Source organism: Kitasatospora sp. NPDC001309, from assembly GCF_042896295.1.
Classification (GTDB): Bacteria; Actinomycetota; Actinomycetes; order Streptomycetales; family Streptomycetaceae; genus Kitasatospora.
On the sequence record NZ_JBIAXC010000022.1, the window covers coordinates 24,297 to 48,357 of the forward strand.

At 71.1% G+C, this 24,061-nt stretch carries 17 protein-coding genes; all 17 read right to left on the minus strand.

All coding sequences use genetic code 11. The features are described from left to right. Positions 1 to 9: 9 nt before the first annotated feature. The gene (locus ACFY2K_RS22035) at positions 10 to 1,059 is read right to left on the minus strand and encodes an ABC transporter ATP-binding protein (protein ID WP_387713358.1); all 1,050 of its coding nucleotides are present in this window, start codon (positions 1,057 to 1,059) and stop codon (positions 10 to 12) included. A gap of 159 nt (positions 1,060 to 1,218) precedes the next feature. Continuing rightward, positions 1,219 to 2,340 (minus strand): ABC transporter ATP-binding protein, encoded by a 1,122-nt coding sequence (locus ACFY2K_RS22040; RefSeq protein WP_375884724.1) that lies wholly within the window; start codon positions 2,338 to 2,340, stop codon positions 1,219 to 1,221. Further along, positions 2,330 to 3,382: an ABC transporter ATP-binding protein gene (locus ACFY2K_RS22045; RefSeq protein WP_387713362.1), complete on the minus strand. Its 1,053-nt coding sequence runs from the start codon at positions 3,380 to 3,382 to the stop codon at positions 2,330 to 2,332. The genes ACFY2K_RS22040 and ACFY2K_RS22045 overlap by 11 nt, the downstream gene beginning before the upstream one ends. Positions 3,383 to 3,398: 16 nt before the next feature. Next, positions 3,399 to 4,313 (minus strand): ABC transporter permease, encoded by a 915-nt coding sequence (locus tag ACFY2K_RS22050; protein ID WP_375884880.1) that lies wholly within the window; start codon positions 4,311 to 4,313, stop codon positions 3,399 to 3,401. A 76-nt stretch (positions 4,314 to 4,389) separates the two neighbouring features. Continuing rightward, positions 4,390 to 5,316 carry an ABC transporter permease gene (locus ACFY2K_RS22055; protein WP_375884720.1) on the minus strand — a complete coding sequence of 309 codons (927 nt, stop codon included), beginning with the start codon at positions 5,314 to 5,316 and terminating at the stop codon, positions 4,390 to 4,392. 100 nt (positions 5,317 to 5,416) lie between these two features. Next, complete coding sequence (locus ACFY2K_RS22060) at positions 5,417 to 7,042, minus strand: ABC transporter substrate-binding protein (RefSeq protein ID WP_380593405.1); 1,626 nt, start codon at positions 7,040 to 7,042, stop codon at positions 5,417 to 5,419. Positions 7,043 to 7,240: 198 nt separating this feature from the next. Then, complete coding sequence (locus ACFY2K_RS22065; RefSeq protein WP_375884716.1) at positions 7,241 to 8,257, minus strand: ABC transporter ATP-binding protein; 1,017 nt, start codon at positions 8,255 to 8,257, stop codon at positions 7,241 to 7,243. Next, positions 8,250 to 9,299: an ABC transporter ATP-binding protein gene (locus tag ACFY2K_RS22070; RefSeq protein ID WP_375884713.1), complete on the minus strand. Its 1,050-nt coding sequence runs from the start codon at positions 9,297 to 9,299 to the stop codon at positions 8,250 to 8,252. The genes ACFY2K_RS22065 and ACFY2K_RS22070 overlap by 8 nt, the downstream gene beginning before the upstream one ends. A gap of 19 nt (positions 9,300 to 9,318) precedes the next feature. Further along, positions 9,319 to 10,260 (minus strand): ABC transporter permease, encoded by a 942-nt coding sequence (locus ACFY2K_RS22075; protein WP_380526652.1) that lies wholly within the window; start codon positions 10,258 to 10,260, stop codon positions 9,319 to 9,321. Beyond that, positions 10,253 to 11,179, minus strand: a complete 927-nt coding sequence (locus tag ACFY2K_RS22080; RefSeq protein ID WP_380526651.1) for an ABC transporter permease — start codon at positions 11,177 to 11,179, stop codon at positions 10,253 to 10,255. The genes ACFY2K_RS22075 and ACFY2K_RS22080 overlap by 8 nt, the downstream gene beginning before the upstream one ends. 141 nt (positions 11,180 to 11,320) lie before the next feature. Continuing rightward, the gene (locus tag ACFY2K_RS22085) at positions 11,321 to 12,973 is read right to left on the minus strand and encodes an ABC transporter substrate-binding protein (RefSeq protein WP_375884705.1); all 1,653 of its coding nucleotides are present in this window, start codon (positions 12,971 to 12,973) and stop codon (positions 11,321 to 11,323) included. A 432-nt stretch (positions 12,974 to 13,405) separates the two neighbouring features. Further along, positions 13,406 to 15,310: a translational GTPase TypA gene (gene typA / locus ACFY2K_RS22090; protein WP_380526650.1), complete on the minus strand. Its 1,905-nt coding sequence runs from the start codon at positions 15,308 to 15,310 to the stop codon at positions 13,406 to 13,408. 287 nt (positions 15,311 to 15,597) lie between these two features. Next, positions 15,598 to 17,436: an ABC transporter family substrate-binding protein gene (locus ACFY2K_RS22095; protein WP_387713370.1), complete on the minus strand. Its 1,839-nt coding sequence runs from the start codon at positions 17,434 to 17,436 to the stop codon at positions 15,598 to 15,600. A 93-nt stretch (positions 17,437 to 17,529) separates the two neighbouring features. Then, positions 17,530 to 20,157 carry a SpoIIE family protein phosphatase gene (locus ACFY2K_RS22100; protein ID WP_380593403.1) on the minus strand — a complete coding sequence of 876 codons (2,628 nt, stop codon included), beginning with the start codon at positions 20,155 to 20,157 and terminating at the stop codon, positions 17,530 to 17,532. A gap of 238 nt (positions 20,158 to 20,395) precedes the next feature. After that, positions 20,396 to 23,143: a SpoIIE family protein phosphatase gene (locus tag ACFY2K_RS22105; RefSeq protein WP_375884698.1), complete on the minus strand. Its 2,748-nt coding sequence runs from the start codon at positions 23,141 to 23,143 to the stop codon at positions 20,396 to 20,398. Positions 23,144 to 23,281: 138 nt separating this feature from the next. Continuing rightward, on the minus strand, positions 23,282 to 23,728 hold the full coding sequence (locus ACFY2K_RS22110) for an NUDIX domain-containing protein (RefSeq protein ID WP_375884695.1): 447 nt from the start codon (positions 23,726 to 23,728) through the stop codon (positions 23,282 to 23,284). Positions 23,729 to 23,738: 10 nt separating this feature from the next. Next, complete coding sequence (locus ACFY2K_RS22115; RefSeq protein ID WP_375884692.1) at positions 23,739 to 23,903, minus strand: SPOR domain-containing protein; 165 nt, start codon at positions 23,901 to 23,903, stop codon at positions 23,739 to 23,741. Positions 23,904 to 24,061: the final 158 nt, after the last annotated feature.

The window sequence follows — 24,061 nt, forward strand, 5'->3', positions numbered from 1 at the left end:
CGGCCGGTCTCAGCCGTGCAGGGTCTCCCGCCAGTAGTGGCAGGCGCTGCGGCGGCCGGGCAGCTCGGCCCCCTCCGCGTCCGCCACCGGTACCAGCGGCGGGAGTTCGGTCAGGCAGCGGTCCTGCACCCGGTCGCAGCGGGGGTTGAACGCGCAGCCCTCCGGGATGCGCAGCAGGCTGGGCGGCAGGCCCTTGATGGCGTGCAGGTCCTGGCCCTTCTGGTCCAGCCGGGGGATGGAGTCCAGCAGTCCCCGGGTGTACGGGTGCGCGGGCCGGGCGTACAACTGGTGCACGGGGGCGGTCTCGACGATCCGGCCCGCGTACATCACGGCGATCTTGTCCGCGACGTCGGCGACCACGCCGAGGTCGTGGGTGATCAGGATCAGGCCCATGTTGAACTCGGCCTGCAACTCGGCCAGCAGGTCCATCACCTGGGCCTGAACGGTGACGTCCAGCGCGGTGGTGGGCTCGTCGGCGATGATCAGGTCCGGCTCCAGGGACAGCGCCATCGCGATCATGATGCGCTGGCGCATGCCGCCGGAGAACTGGTGCGGGTAGTCGCCGACCCGCTGCTTGGCCGCCGGGATGCGCACCCGCTCCATCAGCTCGACGGCCTTCACCTTCGCCTCGGCGCGCGACAGCCCCTGGTGCACCCGGAACATCTCGCCCAGCTGGTAGCCCACGCTGAGCACCGGGTTGAGCGCGGACAGCGCGTCCTGGAAGATCATCGCGATCTGCCGGCCCCGGACGGTCCGCCGGAGCCGGGGGCTCATGGTCAGCAGGTCGTCACCCCGGAACAGGATCCGGCCCGAGGTGATCCGGCCGGGCGGCACGTCCAGGATGCCCATGATCGCCTGCGCCGTCACCGACTTCCCGGAACCGGACTCGCCCAGCACCGCCAGCGTCTCCCCCGCCGCCACCGAGTAGCTCACCCCGTTGACGGCCCTGGCGACGCCGTCCTGGGTGTGGAACTCGATGTGCAGGTCCTCGACCTCCAGCAACGGCGTCCCGGGCACCAGGTTCTCCCGTCCGCCGCCGACCACCTCGACCGCATCCATCCGGGCAGGCCTCCTCAGCGCAGCAGCGACCATCGACAGCCAGGCGCAGTGCAACTATCAAGGAACGGAGTGCACTTGGGGAGTGCGCGGCAGATCTCGGTTCCATCACGGCGAAGGGCGCGCCCCCGGTACGAGGACGCGCCCTTCGGTGGCAGGGGGTCAGGGGGTGCCCGGCCCGCTCCCGTTCTGCGCCGTGTCCTGCCCGCTCCCGCGCTCCGCGGCGAAGTGACACGCCGAGTCGTGCACCGCGGCGCCGTTCAGCCAGCCCGGCGCGGCCAGCAGCGGCACCTCCACCGAGCACCGCTCCTGCGCCTTCCAGCAGCGGGTGCGGAACCGGCACCCCGAGGGCGGGTTGGCCGGCGAGGGCACGTCCCCGGTGAGCACGATCCGGTCCCGGCTCTCGCGCGCCGTCGGGTCCGGCACCGGCACCGCCGACAGCAGCGCCTGGGTGTACGGGTGGGTCGCGTGGTCGTAGATCTCCAGGTCGCTGCCGAGCTCGACCATCTTCCCCAGGTACATCACCCCCACCCGGTCGGAGATGTGCCGGACGATGGAGAGGTCGTGGGCGATGAACATGTACGAGAGGTTGAACTCGCCCTGCAGCTGCTCCAGCAGGTTGATCACCTGCGCCTGCACGGACACGTCCAGCGCGGAGACCGGCTCGTCGCAGATGATGATCTCCGGCTTGAGCGCCAACCCCCGTGCGATGCCGATGCGTTGGCGCTGGCCGCCGGAGAACTGGTGCGGGTACCGGTTGATGTACTCCGGGTTGAGCCCGACCACGTCCAGCAGGTCCTGGACGGCCTTGCGGCGGTCGCCCTTGGGCGCCACCTCGGGGTGGATCTCGAACGGCTCACCGATGATGTCGCCGACCGTCATCCGCGGGTTCAGCGAGGTGTACGGGTCCTGGAACACCATCTGGATGTTGCGCCGGACGGCCTTCAACCCGGCCCCGGAGAGCCGGGAGATCTCCTCGCCCTTGTAGCGGACGGACCCTCCGGTGGCCGGCTCCAGGTTCATCAGCACCTTGGCCAGCGTGGACTTGCCGCAGCCGGACTCGCCGACGATGCCGAGCGTCTCGCCCTGCATCAGGTCGAAGCTGACCCCGTCCACCGCCTTGACCGCGCCGACCTGCTTCCTGAACAGCACGCCCTTGGTCAGCGGGAAGTGCTTGACCAGGTCCCGGACCTCCAGGATCGGCTCGCCGCGCGGCACCGGCTGCTCGAAGGCGACCTCCTCCGGCACCGCCACGCCCATCGCGCTGGCCCCGTTAACGGCCATGGAGGGTCTCCTTCCAGAAGAAGCAGGCGCTGCCGCGACCCTCCAGCGGGGTGCCGTCCTCCTCGGTGACCGGGAACAGCTCCGGCACCTCGGCCCGGCAGACGTCCTGCGCCCGCGGGCAGCGGGGGTTGAAGGCGCAGCCCGGGGGGATCCGCAGCAGGTTGGGCGGCAGGCCCTTGATGGCGTAGAGCTCGTGGCCCTTCTGGTCCAGCCGGGGGATGGAGTCCAGCAGGCCGCGGGTGTACGGGTGCGCGGGCCGGGCGTACAGCTCGTGCACGGGCGCCGTCTCGACGATCCGGCCCGCGTACATCACGGCGATCTTGTCCGCGACGTCGGCGACCACGCCCAGGTCGTGGGTGATCAGGATGAGCCCCATGTGGAACTCGGCCTGGAGCTCCGCCAGCAGGTCCATCACCTGGGCCTGCACCGTGACGTCCAGCGCGGTGGTGGGCTCGTCGGCGATGATCAGGTCCGGCTCCAGGGCCAGCGCCATGGCGATCATGATGCGCTGGCGCATGCCGCCGGAGAACTGGTGCGGGTAGTCGTTCACCCGCTGCTTGGCCGCCGGGATGCGCACCCGCTCCATCAGCTCGACGGCCTTGGCCTTCGCCTCGGCCCGGGAGACGCCCTGGTGCGCCCGGAACATCTCGCCGAGCTGGTAGCCCACGCTGAGCACCGGGTTGAGGGCGGACAGCGCGTCCTGGAAGATCATCGCGATCTTCCGGCCGCGGATCCTGCGCCGCTCCTCCTTGCCCATCGTCAACATGTCCTGGCCGCGGAAGCGGATCTCCCCGCGCGGGATCCGGGCCGGCGGCATGTCCAGGATGCCCATGATCGCCTGGGCGGTCACCGACTTCCCGGAGCCGGACTCGCCCAGCACCGCCAGCGTCTCCCCGGCCCGGACGGTGTAGTTGACCCCGTTGACGGCCTTGGCGACGCCGTCCCGGGTGACGAACTCGACGTGCAGGTCCCGCACGTCGAGCAGCGGCCCCTCGTAGGGCGTCTGCCGTTCCTGCCCGGTGGTGTCCACAGCTGTACTCACGATGCGCTCCCCTCGCTCAGCGAAGCTTCGGGTCGAGGGCGTCGCGCACCGCGTCGCCCAGCATGATGAAGGCCAGCACGGTGACGGAGAGCGCCGCGGCCGGGAAGAACAGCACGTACGGCGCCGTGCGGATCACCTTCTGGGCGGAGGAGATGTCGATGCCCCAGGAGATGGTCGGGTCCTGGAGGCCGATGCCGAGGAAGCTCAGCGTGGCCTCGGCCGCGATGTAGCCGCCGAGCGCGATGGTGGCGACCACGATCACCGGGGCGATCGCGTTCGGCAGGATGTGCCGGAACATCAGCCGCCCCGTCCCGGCGCCGAGCGCCCGGCCGGCCACCACGTAGTCGGCCTGTTTGACGGTCAGCACCGCGCCGCGCATGACGCGGGCGATCTGGGTCCAGCCGAGCACGCCGAGGGCGATGACCACGCTCCAGACCGTGCGGGTGGCGAAGGCGTTCAGCAGCACCAGGGCGCCGAGCAGCAGCGGGATGCCGAAGAAGATGTCGATGATCCGGGAGATCACCGCGTCCACGGCGCCGCCGAAGTACCCGGCGACCATGCCGGTCAGCCCGCCGAGCACGGTGACCGCGGCGGTCACGAAGATGCCGACGGTGATCGAGGCGCGGGCGCCGTAGATGACCCGGGCGAAGATGGAGCGGCCCTGGGCGTCGTAGCCGAACCAGCCGGTGCCGAAGACGTCGCCCCAGGCGGGCCGGCGCAGGTAGTCGTTCACCAGGTCGGCCTTGCGCGGGTCGGCGTCGGTGAAGGCGTACGGGAAGACCGCCATCACCACCAGCAGCAGGATCAGCACCGCGGAGATCAGGAAGATCGGCCGCCGGCGCAGGTCCCGCCAGGCGTCGCCCCAGAGGCTGCGGGCTTCCTCCCGCTTCTCCACGTCGGGTTCGACCAGGGTCTCCTGCTCGACCGCCATGCCCTGCTCGCCCGCGTAGTCCAGGCGTGCGACGCCGGGCTTGGGGTGCGGCTTGGGCGAGTCCTCGTCGTGGATGTCAGGCATAGCGGATCCTCGGGTCCAGGACCGCGTAGAGCAGGTCGACGAGCAGGCTGGCGACCAGGTAGACGATCACCAGGACGGTCACGATGCCGACCACGGTGGGCCCTTCCTTCGTGTTGATCGCCCGGTACAGGACGTTGCCGATGCCCTGCACGTTGAAGATGCCCTCGGTGACGATCGCGCCGCCCATCAGGGCGCCCAGGTCGGTGCCGAGGAAGGTGACCACCGGGATCAGCGAGTTGCGCAGCAGGTGGCGCAGGATGATGGTGCGCCGGGGCAGGCCCTTGGCGACGGCGGTGCGCATGTAGTCGGCCCGCAGGTTCTCGCCGATCGAGGTCCGGGTCAGCCGGGCCACGTAGGCGAGCGAGAGCGAGCCCAGCACCACGGCGGGCAGGACGAGTTGGGAGAGGTCGTAGCTGTCCTGCACGGTCGGGGTGACCCAGCCCAGATTGGTGGCGAAGATCGTCTGCGCGATGTACGCCAGCACGAAGACCGGGATCGAGATCACCACCAGGGTCAGCACCAGCACCAGGGTGTCCGCGATGCTGCCGCGCCACAGTCCGGAGACCAGGCCGAGGGCGAGGCCGAGGACCAGCTCGAACACGAAGGCCAGCAGCGCGAGCCGGATGGTGACCGGGAAGGCCCCGGCCATGATGTCGGAGACCGGGCGGCCGGTGAAGCTGGTGCCGAAGTCGCCCTGGAACAGGTTCGCCATGTAGTGCAGGTACTGCTTCCAGACCGGTTGGTCGAGGAAGTACTTGTGCTTGATGCTGGCCACCACGGCCGGGTCGGCCGCCTTCTCCCCGAACAGCGCCGTCACCGGGTCTCCGGGCAGCGTGTAGACCATCAGGAAGATCAGCAGCGTGGTGCCGAAGAACACCGGGATCATCTGCAGCACCCGCCGCAGCACGTAACTGCCCATCCGAGCCTCCTTCCAGGGCGTGACCCGGCCGGGGGCGACCGGCCGGGAGGACCGGGCCCCGCCCTCCGTGCGGGGAGGGCGGGGCCGCGTGGGGGGCGGGTCAGCCCTTGACCTCGACCTGGGTCCAGGCCGGGTTGCCGAAGGAGTCGAACTTCACGTTCTGCACCTTGTTCGAGTAGCCCGAGTTGGTGCGGTAGTACCAGAGCGGGATGGCCGGCATGCCGCTCGGCAGCACCGCCTCGGCCTGCTGGTAGCCGGTCACCGTGTCGGCGACGCTGGCGGCCTCGTCGGCCTTGGTGGCGGCGTCGTCGAACTGCGGGTTGCTGTAGCCGAAGTCGTTGGAGGCCGCGCCGGTGCGGTAGACGTCGGAGAGGAAGTTGGCGTTCAGCGGGTAGTCCTGCACCCAGCCGGTGCGGAAGGCGCCGTTGAGCTGGTGCGCGGTGATCGCCGCGCGGGCGGTCTTGAAGTCGGGCTTCGGGTCGCCCAGGCAGTCCACGCCGGTGCTCTGCCGGATCGAGTTGCAGACGGCGTCGACCCACTCCTTGTGGCCGCCGTCCGCGTTGTAGGTGATCAGCAGCTTGTTGCCGGGGACGCCGCCGCCCTCCTGGATCAGCTGCTTGGCCTTGGCCGCGTCGAACTTGCAGAAGTCGCCGCAGGCGCCGTCCTTGTAGCCTTCGACGCCCTCGGCGACCCAGGCGGTGGCGGGCTTGCGGGAGCCCTGGAGCACCGTCTTGGTGATGATGTCCCGGTCGATCGCCATCGACAGGCCCTGGCGCACCTTCGCCTTGTCCGGCGAGGACCAGTCGGCCTGGTACAGCGTGAAGCCGATGTTCTGGATCGCGCCCTGCGGGGCGTCGATGGCCCGGTCGCCGAGGTCGTTCTTGTAGTTCGCCAGCGCCGACGGCGGCACCTGGTCCATCACGTCGAGGTTGCTGGACTGGAGGTCCGCGTAGGCGGCCTCGGACGTGGTGTACATCTTGAAGACGATGCCGCCGTTCTTCGGCTTGTCCACGCCCTGGTAGTCCGGGAAGGTCTTGGTGACCACCTCGGTGTTGTGCGACCAGCTGACGAACTGGTACGGGCCGTTGCCCACCGGCTTCTGCCCGTACCCGGCCGGGTCCTTGAAGAAGGCGTCCGGCAGCGGCGAGAAGGCGATGTAGCCGAGCTTGTACTCGAAGTACGAGACCTTGTGGCTGAGCTTGACGGTGAAGTGCAGGTCGTCGGTGACGCTCAGGCCGGACATCTTGTCCGTGGTCGCCTTGCCGCTGGCCGGGTGGACGTCCTGGTAGCCCTCGATGTCGGAGAACCAGGAGCTGTTGATCTGGGCGTTGGCCGGGTTGGCGCCCCAGTTCCAGGCGTCCACGAAGTTCTTGGCGTGCACCGGGGTGCCGTCGTGGAACTTCCAGCCGTCCTTCAGGGTGATGGTGAAGGTCTGCGAGTCACTGGTGTCGATCTTGTCCGCGACCTGCATCCGGATCTTGGCGTTGCTGGGGTCGTAGTCGACCAGCCCCTTGAACAGGTTCTGGATGATGCGACCGCCGCCCACCTCGTTGGCGTTGGCGGGCTGCAGCGGGTTCTGCGGCTCATTGCTCTGGTAGCTGAACGTCTTGCCGGCGTCCGACGAGCCGTTGCCACCGCCTCCCCCGCTGCTGCCGCACCCGGTGGCCACCAGGACCACGGACGTCGCAGCGGCGAGGACCAGGCGAGCACGGGCGGCTACGGGCATGGAGGTCCCTCCTCAAGGGGTGTGTGTCGCATCACACCCCATGAGAAGCGCGCCCCGGCGACGGCGCGAGCCGGGTGCACCCGGACGGGTGCCGTGACCCCCCTGCCGAGTTGACGCGGCGCCGGGTCCTCCCGGCGCCCGGAACGCCGGAAGGGCCCGCGGCCGGAGCCGCGGACCCTTCCTGGTGCGTACGGGACGTCAGGCCGCGGCCGACTCCCGGACCTCGGCGAAGTGGCAGGCCGACTCGTGGGCGGCCGGGCCCTCCAGCGTGGTCGGGATCGCCAGCAGCGGGATCTCCTCGGCGCAGCGCTCCTCCGCCTTCCAGCAGCGGGTGCGGAAGCGGCAGCCGGACGGCGGGTTGGCCGGCGAGGGGATGTCCCCGGTGAGGATGATCCGCTCGCGGGACTCGCGCGCCGTCGGGTCCGGCACCGGCACGGCCGACAGCAGCGCCTGGGTGTACGGGTGGGTGGCGTTCTCGTAGATCTGCTCGTCGGAGCCGATCTCGACCATCTTGCCCAGGTACATCACGCCGACGCGGTCGGAGATGTGCCGGACGATGGAGAGGTCGTGCGCGATGAACATGTACGACAGGCCGAACTCGCCCTGCAGCTGCTCCAGCAGGTTGATCACCTGCGCCTGGACGGACACGTCCAGGGCCGAGACCGGCTCGTCGCAGATGATGATCTCCGGCTTGAGCGCGAGGCCGCGGGCGATGCCGATGCGCTGGCGCTGGCCGCCGGAGAACTGGTGCGGGTACCGGTTGATGTACTCCGGGTTCAGACCCACGACGTCCAGCAGGTCCTGGACGGCCTTGCGGCGGTCGCCCTTGGGCGCCACCTCGGGGTGGATCTCGAACGGCTCACCGATGATGTCGCCGACCGTCATGCGCGGGTTCAGCGAGGTGTACGGGTCCTGGAACACCATCTGGATGTTGCGTCGGACGGCCTTGAGGGCCGCGCCGCTCAGGGTGGAGATGTCCTCGCCCTTGAACAGCACCTGACCGGAGGTGGCCCGCTCCAGGTTCATCAGCACCTTGGCCAGCGTGGACTTGCCACAGCCGGACTCGCCGACGATGCCGAGCGTCTCGCCCTTCTTGAGCTCGAAGCTGATGCCGTCGACGGCCTTGACCGCGCCGACCTGCTTCTTGAACAGGACGCCCTGGGTCAGCGGGTAGTGCTTGACCAGGTCCTTGACCTCCAGGATGTTCTCAGCCATGGAGGGTCTCCTTCCAGAGGTGGCACGCGCTGCGGCGGCCGGTGATCTCCGTGCCGTCCTCGTCGGTCACGTGGTGCAGCAGCGGGACCTCCGTGCGGCACAGGTCGGTGGCGACGTCGCAGCGGGGGTTGAACGCGCAGCCGGCCGGAACCTTGAGCAGGTTCGGGGGCAGGCCCTTGATCGCGTACAGCTCCTGGCCCTTCTGGTCCAGGCGCGGGATCGAGCGCAGCAGGCCCTTGGTGTACGGGTGCGCGGGGTTCGCGTACAGCTCGTGCACCGGAGCGGTCTCGACGATCCGGCCCGCGTACATCACGGCGATCTTGTCCGCGACGTCGGCGACCACGCCGAGGTCGTGGGTGATCAGGATCAGGCCCATGTTGTACTCGGCCTGGAGCTCGGCCAGCAGGTCCATCACCTGGGCCTGGACGGTGACGTCCAGGGCGGTGGTGGGCTCGTCGGCGATGATCAGGTCGGGCTGCATCGACAGCGCCATGGCGATCATGATGCGCTGGCGCATGCCGCCGGAGAACTGGTGCGGGTAGTCGTTCACCCGCTGCTTGGCGGCGGGGATGCGCACCCGGTCCATCAGCTCGATGGCCTTGGCCTTGGCCTCGGACTTGGAGGCGCCCTGGTGCACCCGGAACATCTCGCCGAGCTGGTAGCCCACGCTGAGCACGGGGTTGAGCGCCGAGAGCGCGTCCTGGAAGATCATCGCGATCTTCTGGCCGCGGATCTTGCGCCGCTCCTCGTTGCTCATCTTGAGCATGTCCCGGCCGCGGAACAGGATCTCGCCCTGGGTCACCTTGCCCGGGGGCATGTCCAGGATGCCCATGATGGTCTGGGCCGTCACGGACTTGCCGGAGCCGGACTCGCCGAGGACGGCGAGGGTCTCGCCGGCCGCGACGGAGTAGTTGACGCCGTTGACGGCCTTGGCGACGCCGTCCCGGGTGTGGAACTCCACGTGGAGGTCCTTGACCTCCAGGAGCGGGGTTCCAACTTCGAGACGATCGCTCTTCTGGTTGTTCTCGATCACGGTGGTCATCGGGTCGTCACCTCTTCTCTCAGCGGAGCTTCGGGTCGAGGGCGTCGCGCACCGCGTCGCCGAGCATGATGAAGGCCAGCACGGTGAGGCTCAGCATGCCTGCCGGGAAGAACAGCGCGAACGGCGCCGTACGGATCAGCTTCTGGGCCGAGGCGATGTCGATGCCCCAGGAGATGGTCGGGTCCTGCAGACCGATACCCAGGAAGCTCAGCGTCGCCTCCAGGGCGATGTAGCCGCCGAGGGAGATGGTGGCGACCACGATCACCGGGGCGATCGCGTTCGGCAGGATGTGCCGGAACATGATCCGGCTGGTGCTGGCGCCGAGCGCCTTGGCCGCCGTCACGAAGTCGGACTGCTTGACCGTGATCACCGAACCGCGCATGACACGGGTCATCTGGGTCCAGCCCAGGGCGATCAGGGCGAAGACCACGCTCCAGATCGTGCGGGTCGGGAAGGCGTTGAGGATCACCAGCGCGCCGAGCAGCAGCGGGATGCCGAAGAAGATGTCGGTGATGCGGGAGATGATCGTGTCGACCCAGCCGCCGAAGTAGCCGGCGACCATGCCGGCGATACCGCCGAGGACGGTCGTACCGACGGTGACGCAGATGCCGACCACGACCGAGGCGCGGGCGCCGTAGATGATGCGGGCGTAGATGCTGCGGCCCTGGCCGTCGTAGCCGAACCAGTCACCCTCGAAGAAGTGGTCGTAGACCGGCGGGGTGTGGAAGTGGTTGCGCAGGTCGCCGGCGCGCGGGTCCACCGAGGTGAACAGCCCGGGGGCGATCGCGATCACGATCAGCAGCAGGATGAGCAGCCCGGAGATCACGAAGATCGGCTTGCGCCGGAGGTCGTGCCAGGCGTCGGAGCCGAGGCTGCGCGCCTTCTCCGGCTTGGCGGCCGCCGCGACGGTGGCCTGGGCCGGGATCTTCCCGGTCGTCTTCTTCTCGGTCAGGTCAGGCATACCGGATCCTCGGGTCCAGGACCGCGTAAAGCAGGTCGACGATCAGGCCGGCGGCCAGGTAGACGATCACCAGGAAGGCCACGAAGCCGGAGACGGTCGCGCCCTCCTTCATGTTGATCGCTTGGTAGAGCGCGTGGCCGACACCCTGGACGTTGAAGATGCCCTCGGTGACGATCGCGCCGCCCATCAGGGCGCCGAGGTCGGTGCCGAGGAAGGTGACCACCGGGATCAGCGAGTTGCGCAGCAGGTGGGTGCCGATGACCTTCCGGCGCGGCAGGCCCTTGGCCACCGCGGTGCGGACGTAGTCGGCCTTGATGTTCTCGGCGATGGAGGTACGGGTGAGGCGCGCGACGTAGGCCAGCGACAGCGAGCCGAGCACGACGGCCGGCAGCACCAGCTGGGTGATGTCGTCGCTGTGCTGGACGGTCGGCGTGACCCACTTGAGGTTGATGCCGAAGATCGTCTGGAACAGGAAGCCCAGCACGGGGACCGGGATCGAGATCAGCAGCAGGGTGAAGACCAGCGCACCCTTGTCGAAGATCTTGCCGCGGCGCAGGCCCGCGATCAGGCCGATGCCGATGCCGACCACGATCTCGATGGCGAACGCGAACAGCGCCAGCCGGACCGTGACCGGAAGTACCTCGGTGATCTTGTCGAGCACCGGACGTCCGTCCAGTGCCTTGCCGAAGTCGCCGGTGAGCAGGCCCCCCATGTAGGAGAGGTACTGCTGGACCAGCGGCTGGTCCAGGTGCTGCTGGTGCTTCAGGGCTGCGAGCTGCACCGGGTCCGGCGCCTTGTCGCCCCACAGTGCTGCCAGCGGGTCACCGGGCAGCAAGTGCACCATGAAAAAGATGAGTGCGGTCGTTCCGAGGAACACCGGAATCATCTGGAGCAGTCGCCTCGCGACAAAGCGCCCCATCGTGCCTCCATGTATGGCTCTGCCGGGCCCGTCAACCCGGCAAGAGATAAGTCGGCGTGCCAACGGCCGGTGCCAGTCCTCGCCCTTGTGGGGATGGGACGGGCACCGGCCGTTGTCACCGGGTCAGGCGGTGCCGACCGATTACTTCTTCTTCTTGACCTCGACGTCGGTGTAGACCGGGTCGCCGAAGGAGTTGAACTTCACGTTCTGGACGTTGTTCGAGTAGCCCGAGTTGGTCTTGTAGTACCAGAGCGGGATCGCCGGCATGTCCTTGGCCAGAACGGCCTCGGCCTGCTGGTAGAGCTCGGCGGTCTTCTCGACCGTGGTGGCCGCGTCGGCCTGCTTCGCCAGGTTGTCGAACTCCGGGCTGGAGTAGCCGGCGTCGTTCGCGGCGGCACCGGTGCCGTAGACGTCCCGCAGGAAGTTGGCGTTCAGCGGGTAGTCCTGCACCCAGCCGGTCCGCATCATGCTCTGGACCTGCTTCTTGGTGACGATGTCACGCGAGGTCTTGAAGTCCGGCTTCGGGTCACCGAGGCACTCGACGCCGGTCGCCTGGCGGATCGAGTTGCAGACCGCGTCCACCCACTCCTTGTGGCCACCATCGGAGTTGTACAGGATGGTGATCTTGCCGCCGGGGACGCCACCGTTGTCGGTGATGAGCTGCTTGGCCTTGGCCGGGTCGTACTTGCAGGCGTCGCCGCAGACGCCGGCCTTGTAGCCCATGACGCCCGGCGCCACGAACGAGTCGGCGGGCTGACGGCTGTTGTTCAGCACCGTCTTGGTGATGGTGTCGCGGTCGATCGCCATCGACAGGCCCTGGCGCACCTTGGCGGCCTTGTCCTTGTCCATGGAGGACCAGTCCGCGTTGTACAGCGCGAAGGAGATGTTCTGGATCGCGCCCTGGGCCTGGTCGATCGCGCGCTTGCCCAGGTCGTCCTTGTACTTGGGCAGGTCGGTCGAGTCGACCTGGTCCAGCACGTCCAGCGTGTCGGACATCAGGTCCTTGTACGCGGCCTCGGGCGAGGTGTAGCTGCGGAAGACGATCCCGCCGTTCTTCGCCTTGTTGGTGCCGGTGTACTTGTCGTAGGCCTTGAGCGTGATGGCCTTGTTGTGCTCCCACGACACGAACTGGTACGGGCCGTTGCCGACCGGCTTCTCGCCGAAGCCCTTCGGGTCCGCGAAGAACCCGGTGGGGAGCGGGAAGAAGGCCGAGTAGCCGAGCTTGTACGTGAAGTACGAGACGGGCTGGGCCAGTTCGATGGTGAAGTGGGTGTCGTCGACGACCTTGAGGCCGGCCATCTCCTTGGCGGTCGGGTCGCCCTTGTCCGGGTGGACGGCGTCGTAGCCGACGATGTCCGAGAACCAGTCGGAGTTGATCTGGTTGTTGGCCGGGTTGGCGGACCAGTTCCAGGAGTCCACGAAGGACTTGGAGGTGACCGGGGTGCCGTCGTGGAAGGTCCAGCCGGACTTCAGCGTGACGGTGTAGTTCTTGGCGTCGGTGGTCTCGATCTTGTCGGCCACCTGGTTGCGAAGAGCACCGGTCGCGGGGTCGTAGTCGACGAGGCCCGTGAACAGCTGCTTGACGATACGGCCGCCCTGGTTCTCCATGGCGTTGGCCGGCTGCAGCGGACGCTGCGGCTCCGCGCTCTGGAAGCTGAACGTGCCCGAGGGGTCGACCGCGGCGCTGTCCGAGCTCCCGGAGGTGTCGCTGCTGCCGCTGCTGCTACAAGCAGTCGCGGCGAGCGCGACAGCAACAGCTGCGACAACCCACTTGGCCTGGCTCACACCACGCATCGGTGTGCCTCCTGAATTCGACGTTTGCGACGAGGAGGGCAACGCGGAACGGTGATCACCGGACCCGCAATGCCGTCCGCGCTCGTGGTTTCGGCGCGCACCCCTGCGCGTTCACCCTTGACCCGAGCCTGACTGCACCCACTATCCGTCACGCACGGACACGAAAGTGACCAGTGACGATCTCAATTAGGTCACATGAACAGTCGGTAAGTTTCGAAAACCGGACATATGAGACATAGCCAGACAGGCACCAAACGGACAGTCGTCACGGATGACGAACTGTCACGTTCGCTCAGCGGACACCTGGGTGTGATGAGCGCTATTCCGTTAATAGCGGCCCCGACAACTTGGAGTAGTTGAAAAAGTTCGCCCCCCTCTCCATCGGAAAGGGGGGCGAAGCATTCCGGCCAAAGGCCGGTCAGAGCGTCCGGATCACGCCTTCTTGGCGCGCGAGGCGGTGCGTCCGCGGTCCTTCTGGTCCAGCACGACCTTACGGATGCGAACCGTCTCCGGGGTCACCTCGATGCACTCGTCCTCGCGGCAGAACTCCAGCGACTGCTCCAGCGAGAGCTTGCGCGGCGGGACGATCGACTCGGCCACGTCCGCGTTCGCGGACCGCATGTTGGTGAGCTTCTTCTCCTTGGTGATGTTCACGTCCATGTCGTCGGCGCGCGAGTTCTCACCGACGATCATGCCCTCGTACACCTCGGTGCCCGGCTCGCAGAAGAGCACGCCGCGCTCCTGGAGGTTGGTCATCGCGAAGGCGGTGACCACGCCGGCCCGGTCGGCGACCAGCGAGCCGTTGTTGCGGGTGGTCAGGTTGCCGAACCACGGCTCGTGGCCCTCGTGGATCGAGTGGGCGATGCCGGTGCCGCGGGTGTTGGTGAGGAACTCGGTGCGGAAGCCGATCAGGCCGCGGGACGGCACGACGAACTCCATCCGGACCCAGCCCGAGCCGTGGTTGGACATGTTGTCCATCCGGCCCTTGCGGATGCCCATGAGCTGGGTGACGGCACCCATGTGCTCCTCGGGCACGTCCACCGTGAGGCGCTCGACCGGCTCGTGGGTCTTGCCGTTGACCTCCTTGGTGACCACCTGCGGCTTGCCGACGGTCAGCTCGAAGCCCTCGCGGCGCATGGTCTCGATCAGGATGGCCAGCGCCAGCTCACCGCGGCCCTGCACCTCCCAGGCGTCCGGACGCTCGGTGTCCAGGACGCGCAGCGAGACGTTACCGATCAGCTCGCGGTCCAGGCGGTCCTTCACCTGGCGGGCGGTGACCTTGCGGTCCACCTTGACGCCGGCCTTGGCGTCCGCGCCCTTGCCGCTGCCGCCGCGGCCGACCAGCGGCGAGGTGTTGGTGCCGATGGTCATCGAGATGGCCGGCTCGTCCACCGTGATCAGCGGCAGCGCGATCGGGTTCTCCGGGTCGGCCAGGGTCTCGCCGATCATGATCTCGCCGATGCCGGCGACGGCGCAGATGTCACCGGGGCCCGCCACCTCGGCCGGCTTGCGGGTGAGCGCCTCGGTCATCAGCAGCTCGGAGATGCGGACGTTCGAGATGGTGCCGTCGCGCTTGATCCAGGCCACGGTCTGGCCCTTGCGCAGCTCGCCCTGCTCGACGCGCAGCAGCGCGATGCGGCCGAGGAAGTTGTCGGCGTCCAGGTTGGTGACGTGGGCCTGGAGCGGCGCGTCCTCGTCGTAGCTCGGGGCCGGGACGTGCTCCAGCAGGGTGGAGAAGAACGGCTCCAGGCTGGTGCTGTCGGCCGGGACGGTGCCGTTCTCCGGCTTGGTCAGCGAGGCCACGCCGTCACGCGCACAGGCGTAGACGATCGGGAACTCGATCTGGTCCTCGTCCGCGTCCAGGTCCAGGAACAGGTCGTAGGTCTCGTTGATGACCTCGTCGATCCGGGAGTCCGGGCGGTCCGTCTTGTTGATGCACAGGATGACGGGCAGCTTGGCGGTGAGCGCCTTGCGGAGCACGAAGCGGGTCTGCGGCAGCGGGCCCTCGGAGGCGTCGACCAGCAGCACGACCGCGTCCACCATCGACAGACCGCGCTCGACCTCGCCACCGAAGTCGGCGTGGCCCGGGGTGTCGATGATGTTGATGGTGATCGGAGCGCCACCATCCTTCGGGTGGTACTTGACGGCGGTGTTCTTCGCGAGAATGGTGATGCCCTTCTCGCGCTCCAGGTCGTTCGAGTCCATCATGCGGTCGTCGAGCTGCTGGTGGGCCGCGAAGGCACCGGCCTGCTTGAGCATGGCGTCGACCAGCGTGGTCTTGCCGTGGTCGACGTGGGCGACGATGGCGACGTTACGGATGTCGTTGCGCGTGGGCATGCCTTGCGGATTCTCCCGGAATCGTGGGTTACGGCGGGCCCGGCCGCGAGACGCGCACCGGCGGCCCTTCGGCCGCGCCACCCGTTCCGCCTGCTACTACCGGTCCACCCGCCGGGCATCTGGACATGCCTCGGCTTTTCCCTATGGTACGGGGAACCGTCCAAGGCGGCAGAAACGAGCAGGTCGGGCGGGATCAAGATCACAGACGAGTCACGTCCCCGTCACCCCGCGGTCGCCTTCCGACACTCCCCCGTTCGCACTCCGGTGGCCCGGCCCGCCCGGCTCCGCTACCGGCTCCGGCCCACGTCCTGGAAGCGCGGCCAGCCGAAGCCGAAGGCCCCCGCCCCGGCCACGCCGGTCCGCACCCCCACCAGTTCCGGCCGCTGGTAGAGCGGGACGGAGTGCCCGAGCTGCCAGATCCGGACGTCCGCCTCCTGCAACAGGTCCAGCCGGGCCGCCGGGTCGAGTTCGGTGACCGCCCGGTCGAACAGCCGGTCGATCTCCTCGGTGCCGCTGCGGCCGTAGTTGCCGCCGGACTCGAGCGCGCCGTCGGCGTCCGGCCGGGGCTTGGCGTACGCGGCGCGCTGCTCCACGGCCGGGCTGGGGCCGACCGGCCAGGAGAACAGCGCGAGGTCGTAGTCGCCGTCGGCCAGCTGCTCCGGGACGAAGGTGTCGGCGGGCGCGGTCAGCGTCCTCACCCCGATGCCGTACCCGTCGAGGTCCGCGGTGAGCGCGTCGGCGGTGCGCCGGGCGGTCGCGGAGCCGGCCGGGACGAGCAGGGTGAGGACGAGCTCCTTGCCGTCCTTGGTCCGGGTGCTCCCGTTCAACAGCTTCCAGCCGGCCTCGTCCAGCAGCGTCGCGGCGTCGGCCGGTCCGATCGCGGCGCTGTCGTCCCGGTAGCCCTCCTGGTCGCCGGCGAGCAGGTGGCTGCCGAGCGGGGCGCCGGGCAGGCCGAGCGGGGTCAGCGCGGCCTCGGCGATCGACCGCCGGTCCACCGCCCGGGCCACCGCCCGCCGCAGGGCCGGGTCGCCGAGCGGGCCGCGGGTGGCGTTGAGGGTGAGCTGGGTGAGCGAGGGGGCGGCCGCCCGGTGCACGGTGACCCCGGGCAGCGACTCGGCCCGCCGCAGCGCCGACGCCGCCGCCTCGGGCACCGCTTCGGGCGCCGCCTCGGGCGGGGCGGCGGCCGCGGAGCCGCCCTTGGACGGGGCCGGGGAGGACGGTGCTGGCGACGGCGGTGCGGGCGACGGCGCGGGCGGCGGCACCGCCCGGTCCACCGCGGCGGTGAGCGGGGCGACGTCCAGCCGGCCCTGGTCCAGCGCGTCCAGCCGCCGCTCGGGCGGCGTGGCCAGGAAGTCGATCCGGTCGGTCTTCGGCCGGTCCCCCCACCAGAGCGGGTTGCGCTCCACGGTGACCCGCCCGCCGTCCTCGTCGTACCGGGTGAGCGCGTACGGCCCGGCGCTCAGGTGGCCGGCGCCGGTCAGCGCCCGGTTGAAGGCGGCCGGCGTGGCCGTCTCGGCGGCCGGGTAGAGCGGCCCGAACAGGGCCCGCCACTCGGCGTACGGCCGCCGGAAGGTCACCTTGACCTCGTGCGGGTCGGCGCCCTCGGCGACCGAGTCGACGGCCTCGTACCCGGCCGCCGGCCCGCCCCGGTAGGCCGGGTCCAGGCCGGACAGGGCGGCCCGCTGGGCACCGAGGTCGGCGGCCGACAGCGGGGTGCCGTCGGTCCAGACGGCGTGCGGGTTGAGCCGGTAGGTGACCACCTGCGGCTGCTGCCCGGGCGGGGTGGACTCGGCGCCCACCAGGTAGTCCGGGTCCGGGACGAGCCGCCCGCGCTCGTCGGGCCGGAACAGCGAGGGGTACAGCGCGTGCGCGAGCAGCGCCGAGTCGGCGCCGGCCCCGCGCTGGTAGACGTTGAGCGTGGCCGGGACGCCGTCCAGCGCCCAGCTGAGCGTGCCGCCGTCCCGGACGGCGCCGCGCTCGGCGGCGCGGACGTCCCCGGTGGTGGCGGTGGGCTCGGCCCGGGCCGGTGCGGGCGAGGGGCCGCGGCCCCGGTCGTCGGAGCAGCCGCCGAGCCCGGCGGCGAGCAGCAGTGCGGCGGCTGCGGCGGTGAGCTGGCGGACGCGCATGGCGGCCATCGAACGCCGCCCGCCCCGCCCGGCCCGCGCCGACACGGCGGGCCGCCGGGCGACTGCACCCGTACGGCCCAGCCCCGCCGGGCGCTACAGCGCCAGCTCGAACCAGACGATCTTGCCCTTGGGCGTGCGCCGGCTGCCCCAGCGCTCGGCCAGCAGGCTGACCAGCTGCAGGCCGCGCCCGCCCTCGTCGGTCTCCTGGGCGCGCCGCTGCCGGGGCTGGGCGTAGCCGTCGTCCCAGACCTCGCAGACCATGCTGCGCTCGCGCAGCAGCCGCAGCCGGATCTCGCCCCGGCCGTGCTTGAGCGCGTTCGTCACCAGCTCGCTGACCAGCAGCTCGGTGGTGTCGACCAGCTCGTCCAGCCCCCGGGCGAGCAGCCAACTGCAGGCCAGTTCACGGGCCTTGGCGACGGAGGTCGGCTCGGGCGGCAGGAACCAGTTGCCGACCGCGTCCTCGGGGAAGGCGTGCACCTTGGCCATCAGCAGGGCGATGTCGTCCTCGCCGTGGTGCGGGTCGAGCTCGCCGAGGACGTGGTCGCAGAGGTCCTCCAGGCCCTTGCCGCGGTCGCTGAGCGCGGCCCGGAAGGCGCGCAGGCCCTCGTCCAGCTGGTGCTTGCGGCTCTCCACCAGGCCGTCGGTGTAGAGGCCGAGCAAGGCGCCGTCCGGGAGGGTCAGCTCGACCTCCTCGAAGGGCTCGCCGCCGACGCCGAGCGGCAGGCCGGGCGGCACGTCGAGCATCCGGGCGGGCTCGCCCGGGCTGAGCAGGACGGGCGGCAGGTGGCCGGCGTTGGCGAACACGCAGCGGCGGGTGACGGCGTCGTACACGGCGTACACGCAGGTGGCCAGGTAGACCTCGCGGGCCTCCTCGTCGGCCGTCGAGGTGAGCCGGCCGTACTGGGTGGGCGGCCCGGCCGGGACGGAGTCGTCGCCGAGGCCGCGGGCGATCTCGTCCAGCGCGCCGAGCACCTCGGCCGGGTCGAGGTCGAGCATGGCCAGGGTCCTTACCGCGGTGCGCAGTTGGCCCATCGCGACGGCGGCGCGCAGACCGCGGCCCATCACGTCGCCGATGACCAGGGCGGTGCGGTTGCCGGGCAGCGGGATGACGTCGAACCAGTCGCCGCCGACCTCGGTGTTGTTGTTGCTGGGCAGGTAGCGGCAGGCGATCTCCAGACCGCTGGCGGCCGGGTTGCCCGGGGGCAGCAGGCTGCGCTGGAGGATCAGCGCCCGCTCGTGCTCGCGGCGGTAGAGCCGGGCGTTGTCGATGCAGACGGCGGCGCGGGCCACCAGCTCCTCGGCGATCGCCACGTCGCGGGCGTCGAAGGGCTCGCTGCCGATCGCCCGGGAGAGCTGGACGAGGCCCAGCACCTGGTCGCGGGCCACCAGCGGGACGATCAGGGTGGAGCGCAGCAGCGGGTCGCGGCCGGGCTCGGGGACGACGCTGCGGCCGGTGCGCAGCGCCCGGGCGTGCGGGGAGCGGCGCGGGTAGCAGAGGGTGCCGCCGGCTTCGGCGATCGGCAGGCCGGTGACCGAGCCGAGCACCGAGGAGGCGCCGCCGATGACGCTGGAGACGGCGACCCGGCGCAGTTCGCCGCTGCCGTCGGTGAGCACGGTGTCGCCGAGGCGCCCGGCGCTGGGGACGGTCTCGCCGGAGAGCAGCGCGGTGTACAGGTCGACGGTGGCGAGGTCGCAGAACGGCGGGACGACCACGTCCAGGAGCTCCTTGGCGGTGGTCTCCAGGTCGAGGGTGGAGCCGATGTGCGCGCTGGCCTCGTTGAGCAGGGCGAGGTTGCGGCGCACGCCGTCGGCCTCGCGCTCGGCGACGTGCCGGCTGGTGACGTCGGAGACCTGTCCGGCCACGCCCATCGGCTGCCCGGCCGAGCCGTTGAGCCGGTACAGCGAGACGGCCCAGAGCCGGTTGCCCTCGCGGGTCGGGACGGCGCTGTGGAAGCGCAGGTCGAAGACGGGCTCCCCGGTGGCGAGGACCTTGCGCAGGGCGGCACTGAGCCGGTCGGCCTCGGACGGCGGGAAGAGGTCGTGCGGGGTGAGGCCCTCCAGGTCGGTGGGGACGAGGCCCATTCCGGAGGCGAAGGCGTCGTTGACCCGCTGCAGCCGCAGCCGGTCGTCGAAGAGCACGAAGCCGGTGGGCGTCTGCCCGAAGACGGCTTCGGAGGCGGCGAGGTCGGTCTCGATCCGGCGCAGCCGGCCGAGGTCGACCGCCAGACAGGTGGCGCCCGCGGTGGGCAGGGCGCTGTCGGGCATCAGGTAGAGCTCGGCGAGTCCCTCGCCGCCGGCGGCGTCCCGGTAGGGGGTGGTGCCGACCCACTCCTCGCCGGCCAGGGTGCGCTCCAGCCGGGCGCGGCCGCGGCGCCAGAGTTCGCGGGGGACGAAGGTGCTGATCGGGTCGGCGCCCACGGCCTCGGCGGCGGGGACGCCGAAGAACTCGGCGGCGCGCTCGCTCCACTGGCTGATCCGGCCGTCGGGGCCGATCGCGAAGGTGGCGACCCGGATGTAGTCGTAGATCGAGCCCGGGTCCCCGGCGCCCCAGGGCCGGGATTCGGCGGCCGGGTGGGCCGCGGCGCGGCCGTCGCGGCCCGGGCCGGCGGTGGCGCGGGCCGGCGGCGGCGCCGGTACGGGCAGGTGCGGGGAACCGGCCTGCCCGGGCACAGCGGCATGACCGCTGCTGCTCGGCGCGTTCCGCGCCGGAGTGCTGTTCAACGGACCGACCCCTCCAACCCGCGACCGTCCGGATGTCGAGAAGACCGAGTATTCATCATCGAGGGGTGCGTTCACACGCCCTCAACATCACAACATCAGATCGGGCGAAGGTTTTTGTCCTACCGCCCGCGCAACCACAATGCCACGCCCGCGCCCCCTTCCGGAGCGCGCGCTCCCCCTGAGCGCCCGTTGGCATATGCAGCACGGTTCTCCCGACGGTCCGGACGCTCTACTCGCGTCACTCCTCGCCGGTGTCACTACCCGGCAGTGCCAGCTCGAACCAGACCACCTTGCCGATCCCCTCGGCCCGGGCACCCCAGTGCAGCGCGAGCCGGTGCACCAGCTCCAGGCCCCGGCCGCCCTCGTCGGCCTCGGCCGCGTGGCGCTCCCGGGGCGGGTCCGGCAGCGGGTCGGAGATCTCGACCAGCAGGGTCTCGCCGAGGGTGAGCCGGACCCCGATCGGGGCGCTGGCGTACCGGACGGCGTTCGTGACCAGCTCGCTGACCAGCAGCTCCGCGGTGTCGGTGAGGTCCTCGACGCCCCACTCGGCGAGCGCGGCGCGGACCAGCCGACGGGCCCGGGAGACGGCGGTCGGCTCGGCGGGCAGCGTCCAGCCGGCCGTCGGGGTACCGGCCTGGCCGTGCCCGAGCCGGGCCAGCAGCAGGGCGACGTCGTCCGGCTCGCGGCCCTGCTCCATGGTGTCCAGCACCGCCTCGCAGGCGGCCTGGATGGAGGCGTGCGGCTCCTGGAGCACGGTGACCAGCCGGCCCAGGCCGACGTCGAGGTCCTTGTCCCGGGACTCCACCAGGCCGTCGGTGCAGAGCGCGAGCAGGCTGCCCTCGGGGATCTTCAGTTCGACCGATTCGAACGGAACTCCGCCCACGCCGAGCGGGGCACCGGAGGGCAGGTCGAGGATCCGCCCGGCCCCGCCGCGCAGCGGGCCACCGGTGCGGGTCGGCTCCACCGCCCCCTCGCCCGGCACCACCAGCACCGGCGGGATGTGCCCGGCCTTGGCCACCGTCAGCTTCGCCGTGCCCGGGTCGAAGACGGCGTAGACGCAGGTGGCGAGCAGCGCCTCGTCCGGGCCCTGGGCGAGGTCGTCGGCCAGCTCGTGGACGTGCCGCAGCAGGACGTCCGGCGGCAGGTCGAGGGCGGCCAGCACCCGGACGGCGGTGCGCAGCCGGCCCATCGTGGCGGCGGCCCGCAGGCCGTGGCCCATCACGTCGCCGACCACCAGCGCGGTCCGGTCGCCGGGCAGCGGGATGACGTCGAACCAGTCACCGCCGACCTCGGTGCCGCTGCTGCCGGGCACGTACCGGTAGGCGACCTCGACGCCGGTGGGCTGGGGGACCTGCTGCGGGAGCAGGGTGCGCTGGAGGGTGAGCGCGGCGGTGCGCTCGCGGGCGTACAGCCGGGCGTTGTCCAGCGAGCTGCCGGCCCGGTCGGCGAGTTCGACGGTGAAGGCGAGGTCGTCCCGGTCGAAGCCCTCGCGGTAGCCGGCCCGGCTGACCAGCAGCAGGCCGATCACGATGCCGCGGGCGCGCAGCGGGACCACCAGCATCGAGTGCACGCCCAGGTCGTGGGCGGCCTGCATCTTGGGGTCGCCGGGGTAGGTGACGTCGTCCAGCTGGTCGGCGCCGGACAGCAGTTCGGGCACCCCGGTGCGCAGCACCCGGCCGCAGGCGGAGTCCTCGGCGAAGGTGATCCGGGCGCCGCGCCGGAGCATCACCTCGACCTCGGGGCCGTCCTGGACCGAGGCGGTGCCGAGCTGGAGCAGCGAGGTGCGCCGGTCGTGGCCGTGCCGGGGCAGGTCGTCACCGTGCGCGACGGCCTGGAGCAGGATCACCGCGGAGTGGTCGGTCAGCCGGGGCACCACCGAGTTGGCCAGTTCCTGGGCGATCCGGGCGGCGTCGAGCAGGTCTCCGACCCGGGAGCCGAACTCGTTGAGCAGCGAGAGCCGCCGCCGCGCGTGTTCGACCTTGGCCACCGCCCGGTAACGCTCCGTCACATCCATGACGGTGCCGGAGATGCCGAGCACCCGGCCGGCCCGGTCGGTCATCCGGCTGTAGGAGATCGAGCGGTAGCCGGCCCGGGTGGTGACCGGGGAGGCGAGGGTGACGTCGATGACCGGCTCGCCGGTGGCCAGCACCTGGCGCTGGATCGCGGTGATCTCGTCGGCGGCCCGCTCGGGCAGGGTCTCGCCGGTGGTGCGGCCGACGTGGTCCTCCAGGGCGACGCCGTTCATCTCGGCCAGGGTCTGGTTGACGGCGGTGTAGCGCAGGTCGGTGTCCAGGATGGCGATGCCCAGCGGGGACTGCTCGAACAGCGCGTCGCGCACCGCGAGGTCCCGCTCGACGGCCCGTACGGCCGCCGCCTCGGCCAGGTTGACCTGGAGGAACGGGGTGCCGTCGCCGTCCACCAGCAGGGAGATCCGGGCGTCCACGGCGACCGGCACGCCGTCCCGGTCGCGCAGTTCGGCGTTGCCCGCCCAGCGGCCGTGCCGCAGGGTGTCCTGGACCGCGGTCCGGATCCGGGCGACCTGCTCCTGGTCCGGGATCAGCTCGTCGATCCGGCGGCCGACCAGCAGCTCGCTCGGCCAGCCGAGCAGCTCCTCGGCGGCCGGGCTCCACAGCACCACCCGGCCCGCGGTGTCCAGGATCGCGATGGCGACCTTGAGCATGTCCAGCAGGCTGCCCCCGGGCGGCGCGGCCAGGCCCTGCCGGGCGTCCGCCGGGCCGCCGGGGTACGGCCGGCCGGGGCGGCCGCGCAGGGCTGGCCGGACGCCGGGCTCGGGGACGGCCAGGGTCGGCGCCGGCTGGACCGGCTGGGCACGGCCCGGGACGTCGGAGCCGCCGCGGCGGCGGCCGGACGACGGCGGCTGCGGGGCGGCCGCGGGGGCGGCGCGGCGCAGCCGGGCGCGGGCGGCGGCGCCTCCCGCGGTGCCTGCCCGGCGCGCTCCCCCGCCGCCGTTCCCGGTTGTCGACACCGACGGGGCCTCCGGCTCTGGTCGGGATCGGCGTCGCCGGCTGGGGCGGCTCACCGATGGTGACGAATGGTGTCGAAAGGCGACATACCCAGCAGAACCCAGGCTATCCCGGCCACCGGGTCGTCTTGTCCGATTGACCTATCCGGCGGCTTGCGCGTCGCCCGCCACCGCGAGCAGCTCGGCGACCTGCGGCAGGACCTCGCGGTCGTGCCCGATCCAGTCCACCGAATCCAGCTCGGCCGGGCCCAGCCAGCGCAGCTCGTCGTGGTCCTCCAGCGCGCTCGGCTCACCGGACAGCAGCTCGGCGGCCCAGAAGCGCAGCTCCAGCCCCGGCCGCACGGCCCACCCGCCGGACAGCCGCCGCAGCGCCCTGGCCCGTACGCCCAGCTCCTCCAGCAGCTCGCGCTCCAGCGCCTGCGCCTCGGTCTCGCCGGGCTCGGCCTTGCCACCGGGGAACTCCCAGCGGCCGGCGACCGACGCGGGCGCGTTGCGGCGGGCGGCGAGCACCCGGCCGCCGCGGATCAGCACCCCGCCGACGACGATCCTCGGCGGGGTTCCGACAGTGGTCTCACCGGCCTGTTCCATGCCCCCGACCCTACGGGGCCGGGTCCTGGTCCTGGGCCTCGACCCAGTACAGCTGCTTGTGGCCGCGCGCCTCGAACTCGGCCGCCAGGCGGTGCGCCTCGGCCTCGGCCAGGTTCCCGGCGACCAGGAAGCGGTTGCCGTTGTCGTCCTGCCGCATCACCCGAAAGGTGCCCATGGCGGGAGGGTAGCGGGTGGGGCCCGGCCGTGGCGCGGTTCGGGCCCGGACCCCGGTCCGGACCCCGGTCCGGACCGGGGTCCGGGTCCGGCGCGGTGTCCCCGGCCGGCGTGGGGGTCGGGCCGGGGACACCGGGGTGACCCTACGGCTCCCGCGCT